Source organism: Inhella sp. (genome assembly GCF_027532025.1).
Classification (GTDB): domain Bacteria; phylum Pseudomonadota; class Gammaproteobacteria; order Burkholderiales; family Burkholderiaceae_C; genus Inhella.
This window is the reverse complement of record NZ_JAPZSY010000038.1, coordinates 1-18,329: the sequence shown is the minus strand read 5'-3', so window position 1 is coordinate 18,329 and position 18,329 is coordinate 1. Positions and strand designations below refer to the sequence as shown.

Genomic DNA, 18,329 nt, shown 5'->3' with positions numbered 1-18,329 from the left:
CAATGCAGCTGCGCAAGCCACAATCGTGACATGCTTTTGCCGTTTTTTTACGCGCTGCGAGCGGCACGGCTGCCGGTGTCTCCCAAGGAGTTCCTGACCCTGTTGGAAGCCCTGCGGGCCGGCATCATCGGCCCCTCGGTGGACGAGTTCTACCTGCTCGCCCGCACGGTGCTGGTGAAAGACGAAGCCTTGTACGACCGCTTCGACCGCGCCTTCGCGGCCTACCTGGGCGGCGCCGAACTCAAGATTGACCTCGCCCGCGCCCTGCCCGACGACTGGCTGCGCCAGCAGATCGAGCGCGAGCTCTCGCCCGAAGAGCGGGCAGCGCTCCAGGCCATGGGCTGGGACGAGTTGATGGACACGCTGAAAAAGCGGCTGGAGGAACAGCAGGAGCGCCACCAGGGCGGCTCCCGTTGGATCGGCACCGGTGGCACCAGCCCCTTCGGCAACGGGGGCTTCAACCCGGCGGGCGTCCGGATCGGCGGCAGCGGCGGACAGCGGCGCGCGGTCAAGGTCTGGGAGCAGCGCAGCTACCGCGACTACGACGACCAGCGCGAGCTGGGCACGCGCAACATCAAGGTGGCCTTGCGGCGCCTGCGTCGCTTCGCGCGCGAGGGCGCAGCCAGCGAACTGGCGCTCGACGACACCATCCAAGCCACCGCGGCTGCCGGCGGGCTGCTGGACTTGAAGATGCGCCCGGAGCGGCACAACAAGGTCAAGGTGCTGTTGCTGATGGACGTTGGTGGGTCGATGGACGACCACGTGCACCGGGTGGAAGAGCTGTTCACCGCCGTCAAGACAGAGTTCAAGCACCTGGAGTTCTTTTACTTTCACAACTGCGTGTACGACCACGTCTGGAAGAACAACCGTCGCCGTCACGCCGAGCGCACGTCCACCTGGGACCTCATCCACAAGTACAACCGCGACTACAAGCTGGTGTTCGTGGGCGATGCCACCATGAGCCCTTACGAAGTGCTGCAGCCCGGCGGCAGCGTGGAAACCATGAATGAAGAACCTGGCAGCGTTTGGCTGGACCGACTCACGCAGGCCTTCCCGAAGCACGTCTGGATCAACCCCGAACCGCCAGGCGTGTGGGAGTACCGACCGAGCATCCAGCTCATTCAAGGCCTGATGCACCAGCACATGCACCCCTTGTCGCTGGCGGGGTTGGAATCGGCCATGCGCCACCTCAGCCGATGACGCCCTGGCACCGTCTGCTGGCCGCGGTGCTGGTGGGTGGCGCGGGGGCTTGGGGCACCGTGCAGGCGGCTGCGCTGCGTGTGGACGCCCCGGCTCCGGTCGCGGCGCTGATGCTGCGCCACCTGGACCTGGCCCGCGCCTTGGCCCGGGCCAACGAACGCACGCCGCTGGATGGCGCCGAGCGCCGCCGCCTGTGCCAGTTGGCGCCGGCCCAAGCGCGCGAGCTGCTCGAAACCCTGGGGCACTTCAGCCCTGCCGACGTGACCTTGGACTGCGACGCCGGCCTGCTGCGCATCGACCCGGGCCCCGCGGCACGCGTTCGCAGCCTCTCGCTCGAAGCCGAACCCGCCGCCCCCGAGCTGGACCCCGACGAGCGCTCGCGTCCCGTTGCCTCCTGGCGCGACTGGTGGCCCCTGCGTGAGGGCGACGTTTTCGGCCAAGAGGCGTGGTCCAACGCCAAACGGGCCCTGCTGTCTCGCGCTCGGACCCAGGGCTACCCCTTGGCGCGCTGGGCGCAGACCGAGGCCGAGGTCGACGCCGAGGCCCAGGCCGTGGACCTGCGCTTGCGCCTGGAGCCGGGACCTGCCATTCGCCTCGGTGCCGTGACGTTCACGGGCCTGGTGCACCACGACGAGACCCGCACCCGCAAGCTGCTGGGGCTGCCCGAGGGCAGCCGCACCACCGAGCAACGCCTGCTGGACGCGCAAGAGCGCCTGCTCAAGAGCGGCATGTTCGATGCCGTGCAGGTCGAGCTCGACCCCGAGGGCCTCGACGGTGACCGCATGCCCGTGCGCGTGCGGCTGCGCGAGGCCCCCTTGCAGCAGGTGGCGCTGGGCCTGGGCTGGCAAAGCAACAGCGGCGAGCGCGCCACCGTCGAACACGTCCACCGCCTGCCCTGGGGCTGGCCGGTGCGCACCCGCACCAAGTTGGCCTTGGGCCGCCTGAGCCAGTTGGCGGAGTTCGAAGCCAGCACCCACCCCGAAGCCCGTCAGCAGCGCCGGCTCGTGGCGGTGTCGTGGCAACGGGAAGAGTCCGACGACGCGCCGTTCTCCCAAGCCTCCTTGCGGGTGGGCCGCGTGTTCGAAACCCGGCGCGAAGACCGCACCCTGGCCCTGGAACTGCTCAACAGCCAACAGGGCACCGGTGCACAGCACCGCAACGCCCAGGCCCTGTTGCTGCACCTCAACCCCACCTGGCGCGATTTGGACAGCGTCATCCTCCCCACGCGGGGGCAAGCGTGGCTGCTGCAAACCGCCCTGGGGCAGGCCCGTGCCAACGAGGCGCAAACCGGCCAGGCACAAGGGCCGCTGGTGCGCCTTCAGGGCCGCTGGCAGGCCTTCGTGCCCATGGCCGGCGGGCGACAAGTCGCCCTGCGGCTTGAGGCCGGGCAGCTGTGGTCCCGGGTGGACGCCCTGAACCTGCCCGAGGGCCTGCGCTGGCGCGCGGGGGGCGATGAATCCGTGCGCGGCTACAGCTACCGCGCCCTCGGGCCCACGCGCAACGGCCAGTCGGTGGGCGGCACCCGCTGGTGGACCGCCAGCCTTGAAGGCACTCAACCCCTGCCGCCCGCCTGGGTCGGCGGCCTCGAGGGCTTGGGCGTGGCCGCCTTCGTCGACGCCGGCCAATCCGCTTTGAGCTGGTCCGAAGCCCGACCTGCCCTCGGCGCCGGCCTCGGTGCGCGCTGGCGCAGCCCCGTGGGGCTGTTGCGGGTCGATGTGGCCCGCGGCCAACCCCGCTTCGACGGCGGCTGGCGGCTTCACGTCAGCGTGGGGCTGGCGCTGTGAGCCGCCGCGCGCGCTGGGCATGGTCGCTGGGCGGCACCGCCATGGCAGTCGGACTGGGCGTGCTCGCCGCTGGCAGCGCGCCCGTGCTGGCCTGGCTCTTGGCCCGGCAAGGCATCCGCACCGAGGGCCTCTCCGGCAGCCTGTGGACGGGGCTGCAGGCCCAAAGTGTGGCGCTCAGCGATCCGTCCCTGACCCTTCAGGCGCGTGGGCTTCAACTGGCACCCTTGCGCTGGCAAGACGGAGGCTGGCACACCGCCGTCCTAGCCCAGGCGCTGAGCCTGCAAACCCAGCCCAGCCCGACCTCCGCTCCCTCGCCCGAGGCCCTGGTCGCCCGCCTGCGCAGCCCCTGGGGCCTCACGCTGGAGCGTGTGCAGATCCAAACCCTCACGGTGCAAGGTCACCCGATGAGCGGGCTGGACGCCCGCCTCAGCCTGGGCGGCTCCGACGAGGTGCTGGGCTTGCGCCTGCACCAGCTCCGCCTGCCCGAACTGGGCTGGCAATGCCAGGGCGAGCTGGCGCTGCGCGGCCCCGACCGGCTGCGCGTCCACGCCCAGGCTCAAACGCCGCACGGGGCCCTCCAACTGCAAGGCGACGGCCCGCTGGCGCGCTGGCCCGTGCAAGCCCAACTCATCGCCGGGCCGCAAACGCCCGTCACGCTGCGCGCCGAGTTGGCGCCGCTGGCGGCGCAGCCGGTGCATCGACTGCAGGCCACGCTGCAGGGGGTGGACCTGCGCCAACTGCACCCCCAGGCCCCGCAAACCGCGCTGACCGGCGACCTGCGCCTGGAGCCTGCGGCGCAAGGGCCTGCGATGGTGCTGCAAGCCCAAGTGAGCAATGCCGCCGCGCGCCGGCTCGACCAATCCGGCTGGCCCGTGCGACAGCTCTCGCTGTCGGCCCACGTGGTGCCGGGCCGCTGGAACGAAACCCAACTCGATGCCTTGGACCTGCGCCTGCTGGGCAGCACCGGCCGCATCACCCTCACCCAACCCTTCGCCTGGCCCCAGGGGGACGCTGAAGCGCGCGCCGCCATCCGGCTCGACGCCATCGCCTTGCGCGAGCTGGACGCGACCTGGCCCGCCTGGCGCGTGAGCGGGCCCCTCCGGCTTGCCCGCTCGCCCGCCAACGGCCGTTTGGACCTGGATGGCACCGTGGACGCCGCCCCCACGCAGCCGGGCGCCCCGCCCTGGCGCCTTGTGGCGCAAGCCCAGCTGTCGTCGCCACCGGAAGGCCCCCTGCTGGTGGTGCCGCAAGCCACGCTCAGCCAGGGGCGCAACGACGGCCAGCTGCAACTGCGCGGCCGCTGGCAGGCCCAGCCCCAGGGCTGGCAGGTCGACATCGAAGCCCAGGCGCAAGCCTTGCGCCTTCCCATCCCCGATGCCCCCTGGCCGCTGCGGGGCACCGGCCAGTTGCAGGCCTCGCTGACGCAAAACACCACCCACCTGGGCGGGCGCGTGGCGCTGCGCCTGGACGAGGGCAGCTCGCTGGGCGACCTGCCCATCCAAGCCCAATTCGACTGGCAAGCCGACGCCCAAAACAGCGCGTGGCAGGTCCGAGCCCAAGCGGCCACCGGGGCCCACACCGCCGAGGCGCAGGCCCAAGGGCGCCCGGCACCGCCCCTGCGCAACGTCGGCCAATGGACCCAGGCCGACGCCTGGATGCCGCAAAGCCTGCAGTGGCGCGTGCCGAGCTTCGCGGCGCTGCACACCCTGTGGCAACCCTGGTCGCACCGTGTGGCAGGACGCAGCGAAGGTCGAATCAACCACTGGGACGACCCCGCCCAGGCCCTCGTCCAAGCCGAATTCAGCGATCTTCACTGGCAAGCCCAGCCAGACGATAAGCCCTGGTCCCTGGCCCACGCCGAAGCCCGCTGGGCCGACGGCCAGGGTCAACTGCAGTGGCGGCAGGCCAGCGCCGACGGCTGGCAGCTGACCCAAGGCCGACTGCAAGGCGGCCTGCAACAACCTTGGCAGTGGGACGTGCTCGGCCGCAGCCCCCTCACCTGGGCCGGGCAGCCGGTGCCAGCCTGGCGTTTCGAGGGCCAAGGGCCAGCCCCCAGCCGCACCCCCAACCGCTGGGGCGCCGAGGGCTGGCGAACCAGCCTGAAGCCCGCTGTCAACTCATCTTCAGGCCCGGCCGACTGCAGCGACTGGTTGCGCTGGGACGCTTTCGCGTGGCAATGGCAAGCCGACGGCCCCGTCGTCGCCCTGAAAGGGGGGAACCTCATGATCCTGGGCGAACGCTTCCCGAACCCCATGGGGCAGTACGACCCCCGCGCCGCTGGCGCCGGCCATCGGCTGCAGCTGAGCGGGCAGGTGCAAGCCGCCCGCTGGCTGGCCCGCTGGCAACCCGAAGCCGGCTGGCGGGGCGACCTGTTGACCGAACTGCAACTGAAATGGGAGCGCGGGGCGGGCAGCCTGAGCGTCGAACGACTCCGAGGCGACCTGCTGCTCAACGACGAGGCCCTGGGCCTGCAAACCCTCAGCGCCCAAGTGCAGCACGCGGCCGGCGGCGCCACCCAAGCCCAACTGGCCTTCGGCAGCCCCGTGCTGGGCGAAGCCCAGGTCCTCGCACGGGCCAGCCCACAGGGCGTGCTGGACGGTCACCTCCAATCGCGACTGCCGGCACTCCACCTGCTGCAACCCTGGCTGCCCGCAGGCCTGCAGTGGCGCGGCAGCGCCGCATTGGAGGCCCGCTTGAGCGGCACCCGCGCGCAACCGCGCCTCAAGGGCCAAGGCCGCCTCGACCTCGTTCGGCTGCAGCACGCCGCCAGCGGGCTCGGCGGTCAAAACGGCGTCGTGCGTTGGCACTTCGACGAAAACGCCCTGGTGCTGGACGAAGCCCGCCTGCAAGGCCTGGGCGAGGGCGACAGCGGCGGCCGCTGGACCACCCAGGGCCAATGGACTTGGGGCCAAGCCCAACCCCAGGCCCGACTGCAGATGCAAGCCGAGCAGTTTCGGCTGTTCAACCGTTTCGACCGCCAGCTCACCGTCAGCGGCGATGCCAGCGCCCAGCTCGACGCCCGCCGAGTGCACCTGCGCGGCCAGCTCCGGGCCGACCAGGGCGTCTTCGACATCAGCGAAGGCGACGCACCCAGTTTGGACGACGACATCACCGTGCGCCGTGCCGCACGGGGCCACGGCGCCAGCAAGGCCGCCACCTCGCCCTGGCAGCGGGACATCGTGCTGCAACTCGACCTCGGCCAGCGCCTGCGCGTCCAAGGCCGCGGCCTCGCCTCGCGCCTGACGGGGCAGCTGCAGGTGCAAGAACAGGAGGGTCGCCCCGCGCAATGGACCGGTCAGATCGAAATGGGCGGTGGCCGCTACAAGGCCTATGGCCAGACGCTGGACATCGAAAGTGGCGAACTTCGCTTCACCGGCGCCCTGGAGAACCCCAGGCTCGACATCCTGGCCCTGCGTCCCGACGTCGAGGTGCGCGTGGGCGTGCGGGCCACGGGCAGCGCGCAATCGCCGCGCATCCGGCTCTACAGCGAGCCCGACATGCCCGACAACGACAAACTCGCCTGGTTGCTGCTCGGCCGCGCCCCCGATGAACTGGGCCGCAACGACACCGCCCTGCTGCAGCGGGCCGCCCTGGCTTTGGTCTCGGGCGAGGGCAACAACCCGGCCACGCAGCTGCTGGACAAACTCGGTCTGACCGAATTCAGCGTCAGCAACAGCGACGACGCCGGCACCACCTTGCGCCTGGGCGCGCAGTTGTCCCGCCGCTGGAGCGTGGGCTACGAGCGCAGCCTCAACACCGCCACCGGCAGTTGGCAACTCGTCTACCGGCTGGGACAGCGCTTCCGCCTGCGCGCCCAGAGCGGCACCAACAGCGCGGTGGACGCGCTGTGGTTGTGGCGCTTCGACTAGGAGTCTGCCGCGGACGCCTAGGAGTCTGCGCGGCAGAAGCCCAGGCAAGCGCCGTTTATCATCCGCCCCCATGCCGACCGCGCCCCGCGACGTGGCGCAGATCCGTCTGGACAACGCGCTGCGCCTGTTCGACGAATTCGTCGCCGCCACCATCAAGCACCCCGATGCCGCCGCCCTTCGCGGGCTGGAGCGGCGCTTCGCCGAGCGGGTGCTCATCCAGCCCAGCTACTGGAGCCAAATCAAGAGCCGCTCGCGCCAGATCGGTGAGCGCTTGGCGCGGCAGTTCGAACAGTGCTGCCACAAGCCCCGCGGCTGGATGGACCTCGACCCGCGCGAGGCGCCTTCGGCGCCAACGGCCGCCCCTGGCACGCCCAACCCAAGGCCCGAAGACAGCAGCCCCAGCGTGCCCCAGGACGACGACGAGCGCTTCATCGTCGGCTTGGTGCTGACCTACTACCGCCGCCACCCCCAGCGCGCCCGCACGCGCCTGTTGGACCTGCTGGGCGAGGTGCTCACACCGCCGCCCGGTCCAGCCCCCGCCGCCCCGCGCCCGGCGCCGCAGAACGAAGACAGCCGCAGCGCCTGGCAACAGGCGGCCGCCGGCATCGCCCCCCTGAAGACCCCCAAGAAGCGCTGACGTGGCGTCGTCCCCACACCTTGGGACTTGATTTCCTGCGCAAGTGATCTTTATCATTTGCGCACTGTTTATCAGACAGTGTTGCTCAGGAGATCACCATGCCCACCTTCACCAACCCCCGCAGCCAACCCGCCAAGGCCTTGCGCAAACCGCGCAACCCGGTGGTCGCGCCCGCGCTGATGCGGCAAGCCGGCCGCCACCAAGTCCCCCACCCTCGCCAAGCCGCCCAGTCGCAAATGCGCCTGGCCTTGCGCGACCTGCACCCCCCAACGCCCCAAGACTGAGCCGCCTTTCGGCGGCGAACGGAGAACACCATGCACGCCTCGCCCCTCGCCACCCGCCACGCCACCCAAACCGACGCGCCCTTGCGCGTCGCCTTGGCCCGATGCCTCCAGCGCCTGAGCCTCGGGCTCGACGCCTGGGCTCAACGCCTGCAGACCGCCCCCGCGGTCGAAGCGCAGGCCACACCCCATCTGGAGTTCCGCCACGACCCGACGACAGGCCATGGCGTGCTGTACGAGGACGGGCTGCGCCGATTCACGTTTTTGCAGGGGCTTGAGCGGCTTTGATCGACCGATGCCCGGAGCAGGGTCGGCTTATCATGGTCCGATCCTTGCTCAGGCATTGGCCCCGATGGACTTTCTGCCCCGCGCGCCTTTCCTCACCCAGCCTCTGCGACGCCACGAGGACTGGGTCGAGCGTTTCCGCAAGCACGAGTTCCCCGTCTTGGCCGTCAGCGCGGAAGCCTTGGAGCGCTTGCGTGCCGACGAAGACGCTGTCGACGCTCACCTCATCGGGCAAACCTTCGACAACGACCCGCTGCTCACGCTCAAGGTGCTGATCCATGCGTCCAACCTCAACCGGATGCGGCGCACCAACGACGCCGAAACACTGACCAGCGCCGTGGTGCTGATGGGCATCACCCCCTTTTTCTCCCTGCTCGGGCCACAGCCCACGCTGGAGGAATGGCTGGCAGGCGATGCGGAAGCCCTGGAGGGCGTGGACGCCGTGCTGGGCCGCTTGGAGCGCGCCTCGCGTTTTGCCTTGGGCTTCGCCGCCCACCGAGCGGACCCGGATGCCAACATCCTGCACCAAGCCGCCTTGCTGCACGACTTTGCCGAGTTGCTGCTGTGGTGCCATGCGCCCGAGTTGGCCAAGCAGATTCGCGCCCACCAAAAGTTCGACCCCACCCTGCGCAGCAAGGCCGCACAGCAGATGGTGCTGGGCACCGACCTCATGAGCGTGCAGAAGGACCTGATGCGCGCGTGGCACTTGCCCGCCGTTTTTGCCCACTTGCTCGACGACCGCGACCCCCAAGACGCCCAAGAGCGCTGCGTCCAACTGGCCACCCGCACCGCCCGTCACAGCATGTCAGGGTGGGGCAATGCCGGCATCCCCGACGATGTGCGCGACATCGGTGACCTGCTCAACTTGGGACCCATCCCCACGATGCGCCTGCTGCGCGACCTGGCGGGCGACCCGTTGGCGCGCGGCCCCGACACCACGATGTGAGGCCTCAGGCCGTGGCGGCCTCGCGCCGCCCGAGCAGCCAGCGGCCCCAAACGCCGTTGCGAATCCACAGGGCGAAGGTGCCCAGGCTCAGGCCCAAGGTCAGGCCCAGCACCAGCGGCAGCTTGAGGGTCCAAGGCCAGTCCAGGTCCATCGTCGCCAGCTGCAGGGCCAGCAAGATCGGCAGGTGCACGAGGTAGACCCAGTAGGCGGCATCGGCCAGGAAGCGCATCGCCCGCCCCATCGGCGCCTGCCACGCGCAGGCCGCCCCCACCACGGCCCCACACCCCCACACGGCCGCCACGCTGGAGACGGCCGCCACCGCCCAATCGCCGGGCGGCACCGGGCGGGGCAAGAGCAGCACAAAGCCCACCATGGCCAGCCCCGCCCCAAGCCCCAGCCCCAGCCAACACTTCTTGCGGGCGAGCACCGTCAGCCACGGACGGGACACCGTGCCGAGCGCGAAAAAGGTGCCGTAGAACGCGATGGCCCAGGGCTGCGGCAGCAGCGCCTCGGGCGCCGGGTGCGGCGCGGGCACCGCGGCCAAGGCCGGCACCAACAACACCGGCAGGGCCAACAGCCCGAGGGCGCCGGCGCCCCGGCTGGGCACCGACCAACGGGCCCGCCAAGCCAGCGGCACCAGCGTGCGCCCCACCCACAGCAAGACGGTGAAGAGCAACAGGTAGGCCAGGAACCACAGGTGCCCCAGGCTGGGCGGGGGGGAGGGCCAGCCCTCGGCCCAGGCCCGGCGCACCCAGCCCATCAGCGGCGACGGGTGCTGCACGTGGGCAACGCCCCACTGCACCAAAGCGTCCATGGCCAGGTGCATCAAGGGCAGGCCCACGACCAAGGGCACCAGCACCCGGCGGACGCGGTCGCGCATCAAGCCACCCGCGCCCCGCCGCTCCCACTGCCACGCCGCGAAGAAACCGGCCAGCCAAAAGAACAGGGGCATGCGCAGCAGGTGCATCGGCCACAAGAGGCCGTCCAGCCAGGGGGCTTGGGCGCGGTCGGCGGTCAGCCACAGCGGCTGCACCATGGGGCTGTGGGCCAAGGCCGCGTGGAAGGCCACGCCGGCCAGCATCGCCCCCGCGCGCAGGCGGTCCAGCGCGTCCAGGCGGGTGGGCATGGCGTCAGTAGAAGGCGGGTTTGCGCAGGTGCTGCCAACCCGTGTGCACCAGCAGCGCCAGGCTCAGGCCCAGCTGACCGGCCAAGATGGCCACGGCCTGCCAGCTCCACACCACCTCGGGCCCCGACCAGTGCGACGCGATGGCCGGGATTTGCCCCAGGGCCATGAGCAACGGGTTGATCAAGACCGAGCTGCCAACCATGGCAAAGATGTTCCAGCCCTCGGACTCGACCCGCATTGCCACGGCCAGCGACACGCAGAAGGCCAGCAGCAGGTGACCGGCCAAGAGCAAGACCAGGGTCAGCAAGCCGTCGGGCAGTGGCGTCCACAACACGACGGCCACGGCGCCGGCGGTCAGCACCGTGAAGGGCACGCCGAAGGTGATCAGGTTGCCCACCAACTTGGCCAGGTAGAAGTCGAAAGGCGTCACCGGCAGGCTCATGACCAGGGCGAGCGTCTTCTCCTTGCGCTCGTTGATCAAGGCCGTGCTCACTGCGAAGCAGGACGCCGCGACCATCACGATGATCAGCAGCAACGAGCCCAGGTAAAAGCTCCAACTCTTGGCGAGCCCCATAAGTGCCAAGGCCATGAGGCCGGCGCCCACGTAAGCGGCCAGCTGTTTCTCGAACAGCTGCCAATCCTTGAGCACCAGGGTGCGGATCACGGGCCCTCGCAGGCGGTGGAAGACGGTGTTCATGCGGCAACTCCAGCGTGCTGGCGAACGGTCGTGACAAAGATCTCTTCGAGCGACAAGGGCTCGATCTGGCGGATGTGCAAGCCCTCGGCGAGCAGTCGCTGTTGCAGCGCCTCGCTGTGCTGGCGCACGCGAAGCTCGACCAGGGAGCCGTTGCGGCGCACTTGGGCCACCTCGGGCCAAGCGCCCACGGCCTCGGTCAAGGCGCCTTGCCCCACGATGCGCCGCCAGCGCTGCAGGTAGTCCTCTTTGTCTTCTTCGGTCAGCAAGCGCCCTTGGTGCAGGAAGCCGATGCGGTCGGCCAAGCGCTCCACTTCGTTCGTCTGGTGCGACGAGAACAGCACGCTGCGCCGCTCGTCCAGCAGCACGTCCGACAGGGCGTCCAGCACTTCGGCCCGCGCCACCGGGTCCAGGCCCGTGGTGGGCTCGTCCAGCAGCAGCAGGCGCGGCCGGCGCGCCAGCACCAAGAGCAGCAGCGCCTTCACGCGCTGGCCGTGCGAGAAACCGCCCACGCGCTGGTCGGCCGGCAGGTCGAATCGCAGCCGCAGGTGCTCGGCGTAGGTGGTGTCCCATTGCGGCACCAGGCGCTGCACGAAGTCCATGTGCCAAGCCAGGGTCTGGGAGCCGTAAAGGCGCATGTCGTCAGACGCCAAGCCGGTTTGCTGCTTGGCCTGCACCTGCTGCTCGGGCAAGTGAAAGCCCAGCACCTCGACGCGGCCACGGTCCGCCAGGGTCAAGCCGGCCAGCAAGCGCAGCAAGGTGCTCTTGCCGGCGCCGTTCACCCCCACCAAGCCCATGATCTGGCCCTCTTCCAGGCACAAGTCCAAGGGGTGCAAGGTGAAGGCCTCGTAGCGCTTGCTGGCGCCGTGCAGGGCGAAGGCGGGGGTCATGCGGGGTCTCCGTCGGTGGCGCGCGCGGCGCGCCGGGTTTGGACGAGTTGCTGCCACTCGGCCTCGCTAAGACTCAAGCGCTCGGCACGGGCCAGCGCCTGGTCCAGGTGCTGCAAGAGTTCAGCGCGCAAGTGGGCGCGCGAGGCCTCGGTCGACTCGGCCACGAACGAGCCCTTGCCATGGCGGGTGACGATCACCCCGGCGTGCTCCAACTCCAGGTAGGCGCGCTTCACGGTGATCACGCTCACGCCGTTGGCCGCGGCCAGCTCGCGGATCGAGGGCAAGGCCGCGCCCGGCGCCCAGTCGCCCGCCACCACCTTGGCGCTCACCTGCTCGACGATCTGCCGGTACATCGGCTGGGCATCGGCGGGAGAAAGAAACAACTCGGCGTTCACGGGCGTGGCTTGCTGTGCATATGCGACATACACAGTATATACAGCGATCGCTCGGCGGCACAGGGCCTGGGTTCACACGGCTTTGCCTTCGCTGCAGGACCGTGACACCGAACGCCAGTTCACCCACCTGGATGTGGCACCCACGCTGGCACACCTGCCGGGGCTTCGCTGGCAGCCGCAGGGCGACCGCCTGGGCCTGGGCCATTCGCTGCTGGCCGAACCCGGCCGGGGCACGCTGCTCGAGCAGCACGGGCTGCCGCGGCTCAACCAACGGCTCGGTTGCCCCTCGCCCCTGTTCGCTTCGCTGTGGACTTGAAGCGCCGGCCGGAGCGCCGCGTCAGCCGCGGCCCTTGACCCGCTCCAGCACGAAGCTCGTCTTGCAGTCCTGCACGCTGGCATGGCGCAACAAGGTGTCGCGGATGAAGCGCGCGAAATGCTCCATGTCACGCACCTGGACGTGCAGCAGGTAGTCCATCTCGCCGGCCAGGGCCACGCAGTCCACCACCTCGCTCCAGCCTTGCACCGCCGCCCGGAACGAGTCCATCGGGCTCTGCCGCTGGCTGGGGGTGTGTTTTTCCAGGCGCACGTTGATGTAGGCCAGCAGGCCCAGGCCCATGCGCTCGGGCGCCACCTGGGCGGCATAGCCGGTGATGACGCCCTCGGCCTCCAGGCGGCGCACCCGGCGCAGCACCGCCGAACTCGACAAGCCCACGCGCTCGGCGAGTTGCTCGAAGGTCAAGCGTGCATCCTGCCGCAGCGCAGCGATGATGCGTTGATCGATGGCATCTAGCCCACCTGGGTTGTCCATGACCACGATTTTGCAGGATTCGTGCGTCTTGTCGGCGTACAAAGACACAGCTTGCAGGCTTCCTGCAGGGTTTCGTTTCTACAGTGCAGCACCCTTTGCTGGAGACCCACATGGCCACGTTCACCCCCTGGGACAACCCGATGCAGACCGACGGCTTCGAGTTCGTCGAATTCGCGGCCCCCGATCCAGCCGCACTCGGCCGCCTGTTCGAGACCATGGGCTTCAAGGCCGTGGCCAAGCACCGCCACAAGAACGTGCTGCTCTACCGCCAGGGCGACGTGAACTTCATCGTCAACGCCGAAGAGCAGTCGTTTGCCCAGCGCTTCGCCCGCCTGCACGGCCCCTGCGTGTGCGCCATCGCCTTCCGCGTCAAAGACGCCGCTTTTGCCTACAACCGCGCGCTGGAACTGGGCGCCTGGGGCTTCGACAACAAGACCGGCCCGATGGAGCTGAACATCCCGGCCATCAAGGGCATCGGCGACTCGCTCATCTACTTCGTCGACCGCTGGCAGGGCAAGGACGGCGGCCAGCCCGGCCAAATCGGCAACATCAGCATCTACGACGTCGACTTCGTGCCGCTGACCGACGCCCAAGGCCAACCCGTGCCGAGCGAGGTACCGGGCCACGGCCTGGAGACCATCGACCACCTGACGCACAACGTCTACCGCGGTCGCATGAAGGAGTGGGCCGACTTCTACGAGCGCCTGTTCAACTTCCGCGAGGTGCGCTACTTCGACATCGAGGGCAAGCTGACCGGCCTGAAGAGCAAGGCCATGACCAGCCCCTGCGGCAAGATCCGCATCCCCATCAACGAGAGCAGCGACGACAAGAGCCAGATCGCCGAGTACCTGCACCTGTACAACGGCGAAGGCATCCAGCACATCGCGCTCAGCAGCCAGCACATTTACCAAACCGTGCAGGGCATGAAGCAGTCGGGCGTCGAGTTCCAGGACACGATCGAGACTTACTTCGACCTGATCGACAAACGCCTGCCCAACCACGGCGAGAACGTCGACGAGCTGCGCCGCCTGCGCATCCTCATCGATGGCGCCGCGCACCTGGGCGCCGAGAAAGAGCTGCTGCTGCAGATCTTCACCAAGGAAGTGATCGGCCCGATCTTCTTCGAGATCATCCAGCGCAAGGGCAACGAAGGCTTCGGCGAAGGCAACTTCCAGGCCCTGTTCGAGAGCATCGAGCTCGACCAGATTCGACGCGGCGTTCTAAAGGACGAGGCCACGCCGGCTTGAGGCCGCTTTGACAATGGCCGGATGACGACCGATCCCATCGGCACCGACATCCTGCAGTGCCTGGCGCGCGTCGATGCAGAGCGTGCCCGGCGCGCGGCCGACCCCGCGTTGGCCGCGCGCTGCGAGGCCCTCAAGGCCTTGCAGCAGCAGCGCTTTCGCGCCACCTACGCCGACCTGCTGAGCACGCCCCGCTACGCCGGGGCGGCCGGCTTTTTTCTCGAGGAGCTGTACGGCCCGCGCGACTTCAGCCAGCGCGACGCGCAGTTTCAACGCATCGTGCGGCCCTTGGTGCGCCTGTTCCCCAAGGAGCTCGTGCTCACCGTGCACGAGCTGGCCCGGCTCCACGCGCTGAGCGAAACCCTGGACTCGGCCATGGCGCTGCACCTGCCGGAAACGGTGACTCCCGCCGCCTACGTGCAGGCGTGGCAGGCCGTGGGCCAAGCGGCCTCTCGTCAAGACCAGGTCGATCTGACCCTGGCCGTGGGCCGCGCCCTGGACGTGTACACCCGCAAACCCTTGCTGCGGCACGCCCTGCGGATGATGCGGGGCCCCGCGGCCGCCGCCGGATTGGGCGCTCTCCAGTTGTTCCTGGAAAGTGGCTTCGACACCTTTCGCGCCATGGGCGGCGCTGCCGAGTTCCTGCACACCATCGCCCAGCGCGAAGCCCAATGGGCCGCCACGCTGTTCGAAGGCGATCCGCAGGGGCGCTTTGTGGCCCTGTTCGCGTCCAACGCGGGCTGACGAGGAGCTCGAGTTCGGGCCGTGGCTGCACGTCGATGGCGTGGAGCGCCGCCCCCCCCAGGGCGGACAAGCCCCGCTTCGCCGATAACGCCCGATCGGCGGCCCCAGGCAGACCCACAATCGCCCGATGGACACCCTGCCCTTCCCACGCCGCCAAGGCCTGGCTCTGCACCAGGAACTGCACGCCCGGCCCGCCCTGCCCACCCGCTCGCCGTGCGTGGTGTCGTACTGGGTGCACGTGGGCATGAGCGAAGCTTGCGCTCAGGCGGCGCTGTGGGCGCTGTGCCAATCGGTCGGCACCGAGCCCCCCGCGGCCGATCAGCGCCACGCCCGCGTGGCCGGCCCGCACTGGGTGCTGAAGTACGAGCGGCATGGCGAGTTCGTCAGCTGGCAAGTCAGTCGGCCGATGGCGCCCACGCCCTGGCCCAGCGACGACACGCAAGCCCGCGAGGCCCTGATGCGCGCCAGCGCCTTGAGCGAGCTACCCGCCGCCTTCCGCGAGGCCCTGCGGGCCGACGACGCCGGCGCCCTGCTCGCGGCCACGCACGTGGTCGTGATCGACGCTCAAGGCAGCGACGAACTCATCGGTCGATGCCGCAGTGCCCTGCGCAGCGGCAGCGCCAGCACGCACGAAGACCTCGCCCCCTTGATGGGTGCCTTCATCGGCGACGCCCGCGCCGCGGCCCTGTTCACCGCCCTGCAACTGGGGCCCGATGGCTTCGTGCGCTTCGTGCTGCTGGACTTCGGCCTGCCCCCCGACCAACTCGCCCGCGAAGCCCAACGGCTGTGCGAAATCGAGGCCTACCGCATGCTGGCCATGCAGGGCTTCCCCTTGGCGCAGGCGGAATCGGCCACCCTGGGCACGCTGGAGCAGCGCTTGCAAGCCACCATGGACGCGATGGTGAACGACGACCAGCGCGACGACAGCGAGGCCTTCCGCACCCTCACCACCCTGGCCGCCGAGGTGGAACACGCCGCAGCGCGCACGCGCTACCGCTTCTCGGCCACCCGGGCTTACCACGCCATCGTGCAGCAGCGACTGAGCGACCTGCGCGAGCAGCGCATGCAGGGCATCCAAACGCTCAGCGGCTTTCTGGCGCGGCGATTTGCCCCCGCGATGGCGTTTTGCGAAAGCACCGACCGCCGACTGACCGACCTGGGCGAGCGCATCAGCCGCGCGCTGAGCCTGGCCCGCGTTCGGCTGGAGGCGCAGCGCGAGCAAGGCAACCAAGAACTGCTGCGCGCCTTGGCCGAGCGGCAACACCAGCAACTTCGGCTGCAGCAAACGGTCGAGGGCTTGTCGGTCGTCGCCATCAGCTACTACGCGCTGGGCCTGGTGGGCTACGTGGCCAAAGCGCTGGGGCATTGGCCCCTGCTCGCTGCGTGGCTGCCATCCAACGAGACCCTGGTGGGCTTGGCGGTGCTTCCCGTGGTGCTGGGCGTGGCCTGGGGCCTGCGGCGCCTGCGGCACTGAGCGCCTGAGCGCTGGACGCTGCCGACTCCTAGGGACAATCCAGGGCATGCGCGCCCCGCTCGGCACCTCCCTCGCACGCCGCCCGTTGCCGCCCGCGCTGGGGCTGTCATTGATCGTCCATGCGCTGCTGCTCAGCCTGAGCCTGGGCGGTGTGGCCCGATGGAGTGAGCCGTCGGCCCTTGGGGCCGATCAGCCCGATCAGCCCGAACGCCCCGATCACCCCGAACGCCCCGAACGCCCCGATCGCCTTGACCCCACCCAGGGGCTCAACGGCACCACCCGGGCTGCCACACCAGCGCGAGCCGCCGTGCTGCAAGTGAGCCTGCCCAAGCTCTTGCTTGACGGCGCACCGCCGCCGAGCGCCACCGACCGACCGCCGCCATCGCCCTTGGTAGGCCCTCAGCAACTGGTCGGGCCCCTGCGGCCCGCCGCCCAACCCAAACCGGCTGCACGCCCCAAGGGCCCCACGCGCCCCCTGCCCACACCGCGGCCCAGCCCTGCGACCTCGGGCACCACGTCCGAGCCAGCCCGGCTGGCGTTGTCCACGCCGGAATCCCCATCCCAGCCGCCGGAGCCCATGGCGTCGGTCCCCGCGCCCGCCTGGGTGCCCCCCCTCGCCGAAGTCCGCGCGCCGGCCGTTGAGGCCGACCCCCGCAGCGCCGACCGGCAAACGCAGACCGACAGCGCCCAAGGCGAGGCCGCGCGACAAGCCGACGCGCAGCGCCAGGCACAAGCCGACGCTGAACGGCAGGCTCAGGCTCAGGCTGAAGTCGCCCGGCGAGAGGCGGAACGCCGGGCCAGCGCCCTCGCCGAAGCCGAGCGCCACGCTCAGGCCCAAGCCCGCGCCGAGGCGCTCCGACGCGAGGCGGAGCAGCAAGCCGCGCAAGCCCGCGAGGCGGCCCGGCAAGAAGCGGCACGACAAGCCGCCCAACTCGAGCGAGAACGACAAGAAGCCGCGCGTCAAGAAATGGCCCGAGCGGAAGCGGCCCGACAAGAAGCGGCCCGACAAGCCGCAGTGCGGGCCGAGGCCGAACGCCAAGCCCAAGCCCAAGCCCAAGCCCAAGCCCAAGCCCAAGCCCAAGCCCAAGCCCAAGCCCGGGCTGAGGCCTAGCAACGCGCGGCGGCCCAGCGAGAGGCAACCCGCCAGGAAGCCAGTCGACAAGAAGCCGCGAAACAGGAGGCAACCCGCCAAGCGCAAGCGCGCGCCGAGGCAGCCCGCCAAGAAGCCGCTGCCGACGAGGCCCGCCGCGAGGCCGCCCGTCGCGCCATGGGTCGCCAACTGGACGAGGAACGCGCCCAACGCGACGCAGCCCCTCAGGCGCATGCCGGACCCAGCGGCGACCTGCCCCTGCGCTGGAACCCGTTGCGCCGGGTCCGGCTCTACGGGCACACCGACCCCAACCCCGAGGTGGTTCGCTACGCCCAGGCCTGGGCGCGCAAGGTGCAGCTCAACACACCGCCCGAGACCATGCGCCGCCTCGCCTCCCTGCCTCACACCCCACCCTTGGTCACGGTGGCGATCCGGCGCGACGGCTCGGTCGAATCCATCACCTTCGTGATCGGCAGCGGCGTGCCAGCCATCGACGAGGCGGTGCGCCGCATCGTGCAAGACCAGCAGCCCTACCCCGTGTTCCCAACCGCCTTGGCGCAGGACGTGGATGTGCTGGAAATCCGCCGCAGTTGGAGCTTCAGCACGGTACTGGGGCTGCAGTGAGCCCTTGCGGTCAATGTCTAGAACGTCTTGCCAGATGGTCGCACTGCCACGACGTCAAGGTCTCGAACGTTTGAGTCAACCGGCGTGCGGCAGAGCCCAGGCCTTGCGGCTGGCCGCAGCGGCGCTGCGCACCAGCCAATCGGCGCTGGGGGCCTACTACCGGCGGCTGTGCGCGCGCATGGACAAACCGAAGGCGGTGACGGCCGCCGCGCACAAGCTGGCGCGGCTGATCTACGCG

Annotated in this window: 18 protein-coding genes and 1 pseudogene; 14 read left to right on the top strand and 5 right to left on the bottom strand. The window is 69.9% G+C overall.

Annotated features, from left to right (window positions below):
- Positions 1–30 precede the first annotated feature (30 nt).
- The 7 genes from O9335_RS06895 (at position 31) to O9335_RS06865 (ending at position 9,002) form a co-directional block, all read left to right on the top strand.
- A complete protein-coding gene (locus tag O9335_RS06895; protein ID WP_298385564.1) occupies positions 31–1,200 on the top strand; it encodes a VWA domain-containing protein in 1,170 nt (389 codons plus the stop codon).
- Positions 1,197–2,984 carry an autotransporter assembly complex family protein gene (locus tag O9335_RS06890; protein ID WP_298385561.1) on the top strand — a complete coding sequence of 596 codons (1,788 nt, stop codon included), beginning with the start codon at positions 1,197–1,199 and terminating at the stop codon, positions 2,982–2,984. Before O9335_RS06895 ends, O9335_RS06890 begins: the two co-directional genes overlap by 4 nt.
- Complete coding sequence (locus O9335_RS06885; RefSeq protein ID WP_298385557.1) at positions 2,981–6,853, top strand: translocation/assembly module TamB domain-containing protein; 3,873 nt, start codon at positions 2,981–2,983, stop codon at positions 6,851–6,853. Before O9335_RS06890 ends, O9335_RS06885 begins: the two co-directional genes overlap by 4 nt.
- A gap of 70 nt (positions 6,854–6,923) precedes the next feature.
- Positions 6,924–7,490, top strand: coding sequence for a hypothetical protein (locus tag O9335_RS06880; protein ID WP_298385554.1), 567 nt, complete (start codon positions 6,924–6,926; stop codon positions 7,488–7,490).
- 98 nt (positions 7,491–7,588) lie between these two features.
- Entirely contained in the window at positions 7,589–7,774 is a 186-nt protein-coding gene (locus O9335_RS06875; RefSeq protein WP_298385549.1) for a hypothetical protein, read from the top strand.
- 30 nt (positions 7,775–7,804) lie between these two features.
- A complete protein-coding gene (locus tag O9335_RS06870; RefSeq protein ID WP_298385546.1) occupies positions 7,805–8,059 on the top strand; it encodes a hypothetical protein in 255 nt (84 codons plus the stop codon).
- 64 nt (positions 8,060–8,123) lie between these two features.
- Positions 8,124–9,002 (top strand): HDOD domain-containing protein, encoded by an 879-nt coding sequence (locus O9335_RS06865; RefSeq protein ID WP_298385543.1) that lies wholly within the window; start codon positions 8,124–8,126, stop codon positions 9,000–9,002.
- Positions 9,003–9,006: 4 nt separating this feature from the next.
- On the opposite strand, the gene O9335_RS06860 is transcribed toward O9335_RS06865, so the two are convergent.
- From O9335_RS06860 to O9335_RS06845, 4 genes are read right to left on the bottom strand one after another with little or no spacing between them, the layout of a single operon-like run.
- On the bottom strand, positions 9,007–10,128 hold the full coding sequence (locus O9335_RS06860) for an acyltransferase family protein (RefSeq protein ID WP_298385538.1): 1,122 nt from the start codon (positions 10,126–10,128) through the stop codon (positions 9,007–9,009).
- Positions 10,129–10,132: 4 nt separating this feature from the next.
- Positions 10,133–10,825, bottom strand: a complete 693-nt coding sequence (locus O9335_RS06855; protein ID WP_298385535.1) for a hypothetical protein — start codon at positions 10,823–10,825, stop codon at positions 10,133–10,135.
- Positions 10,822–11,712, bottom strand: a complete 891-nt coding sequence (locus tag O9335_RS06850) for an ABC transporter ATP-binding protein (protein WP_298385531.1) — start codon at positions 11,710–11,712, stop codon at positions 10,822–10,824. The genes O9335_RS06855 and O9335_RS06850 overlap by 4 nt, the downstream gene beginning before the upstream one ends.
- Complete coding sequence (locus O9335_RS06845) at positions 11,709–12,107, bottom strand: GntR family transcriptional regulator (RefSeq protein ID WP_298385528.1); 399 nt, start codon at positions 12,105–12,107, stop codon at positions 11,709–11,711. The genes O9335_RS06850 and O9335_RS06845 overlap by 4 nt, the downstream gene beginning before the upstream one ends.
- An 82-nt stretch (positions 12,108–12,189) precedes the next feature.
- Between O9335_RS06845 and O9335_RS06840 the strand changes: the two genes are divergently transcribed.
- Positions 12,190–12,423, top strand: a complete 234-nt coding sequence (locus O9335_RS06840; protein WP_298385525.1) for a hypothetical protein — start codon at positions 12,190–12,192, stop codon at positions 12,421–12,423.
- Between the two features lie 21 nt (positions 12,424–12,444).
- Here O9335_RS06840 and O9335_RS06835 read toward each other — a convergent pair whose 3' ends face one another.
- Positions 12,445–12,915, bottom strand: a complete 471-nt coding sequence (locus tag O9335_RS06835) for an Lrp/AsnC family transcriptional regulator (protein ID WP_298385685.1) — start codon at positions 12,913–12,915, stop codon at positions 12,445–12,447.
- 110 nt (positions 12,916–13,025) lie between these two features.
- On the opposite strand from O9335_RS06835, the gene hppD reads away from it, so the two are divergent.
- The 6 genes and pseudogenes from hppD to O9335_RS06805 all read left to right on the top strand — a co-directional run.
- A complete protein-coding gene (gene hppD, locus O9335_RS06830; protein ID WP_298385522.1) occupies positions 13,026–14,162 on the top strand; it encodes a 4-hydroxyphenylpyruvate dioxygenase in 1,137 nt (378 codons plus the stop codon).
- Positions 14,163–14,183: 21 nt separating this feature from the next.
- The gene (locus O9335_RS06825) at positions 14,184–14,903 is read left to right on the top strand and encodes a hypothetical protein (RefSeq protein ID WP_298385519.1); all 720 of its coding nucleotides are present in this window, start codon (positions 14,184–14,186) and stop codon (positions 14,901–14,903) included.
- Positions 14,904–15,030: 127 nt separating this feature from the next.
- The gene (locus O9335_RS06820) at positions 15,031–16,377 is read left to right on the top strand and encodes a DUF3422 domain-containing protein (RefSeq protein ID WP_298385515.1); all 1,347 of its coding nucleotides are present in this window, start codon (positions 15,031–15,033) and stop codon (positions 16,375–16,377) included.
- 46 nt (positions 16,378–16,423) lie between these two features.
- Positions 16,424–17,488, top strand: coding sequence for a hypothetical protein (locus O9335_RS06815; protein WP_298385512.1), 1,065 nt, complete (start codon positions 16,424–16,426; stop codon positions 17,486–17,488).
- Positions 17,489–17,644: 156 nt separating this feature from the next.
- The gene (locus O9335_RS06810) at positions 17,645–18,091 is read left to right on the top strand and encodes a TonB C-terminal domain-containing protein (protein ID WP_298385509.1); all 447 of its coding nucleotides are present in this window, start codon (positions 17,645–17,647) and stop codon (positions 18,089–18,091) included.
- A 94-nt stretch (positions 18,092–18,185) separates the two neighbouring features.
- Positions 18,186–18,329: pseudogene (locus O9335_RS06805) on the top strand (IS110 family transposase); the annotation flags it as partial.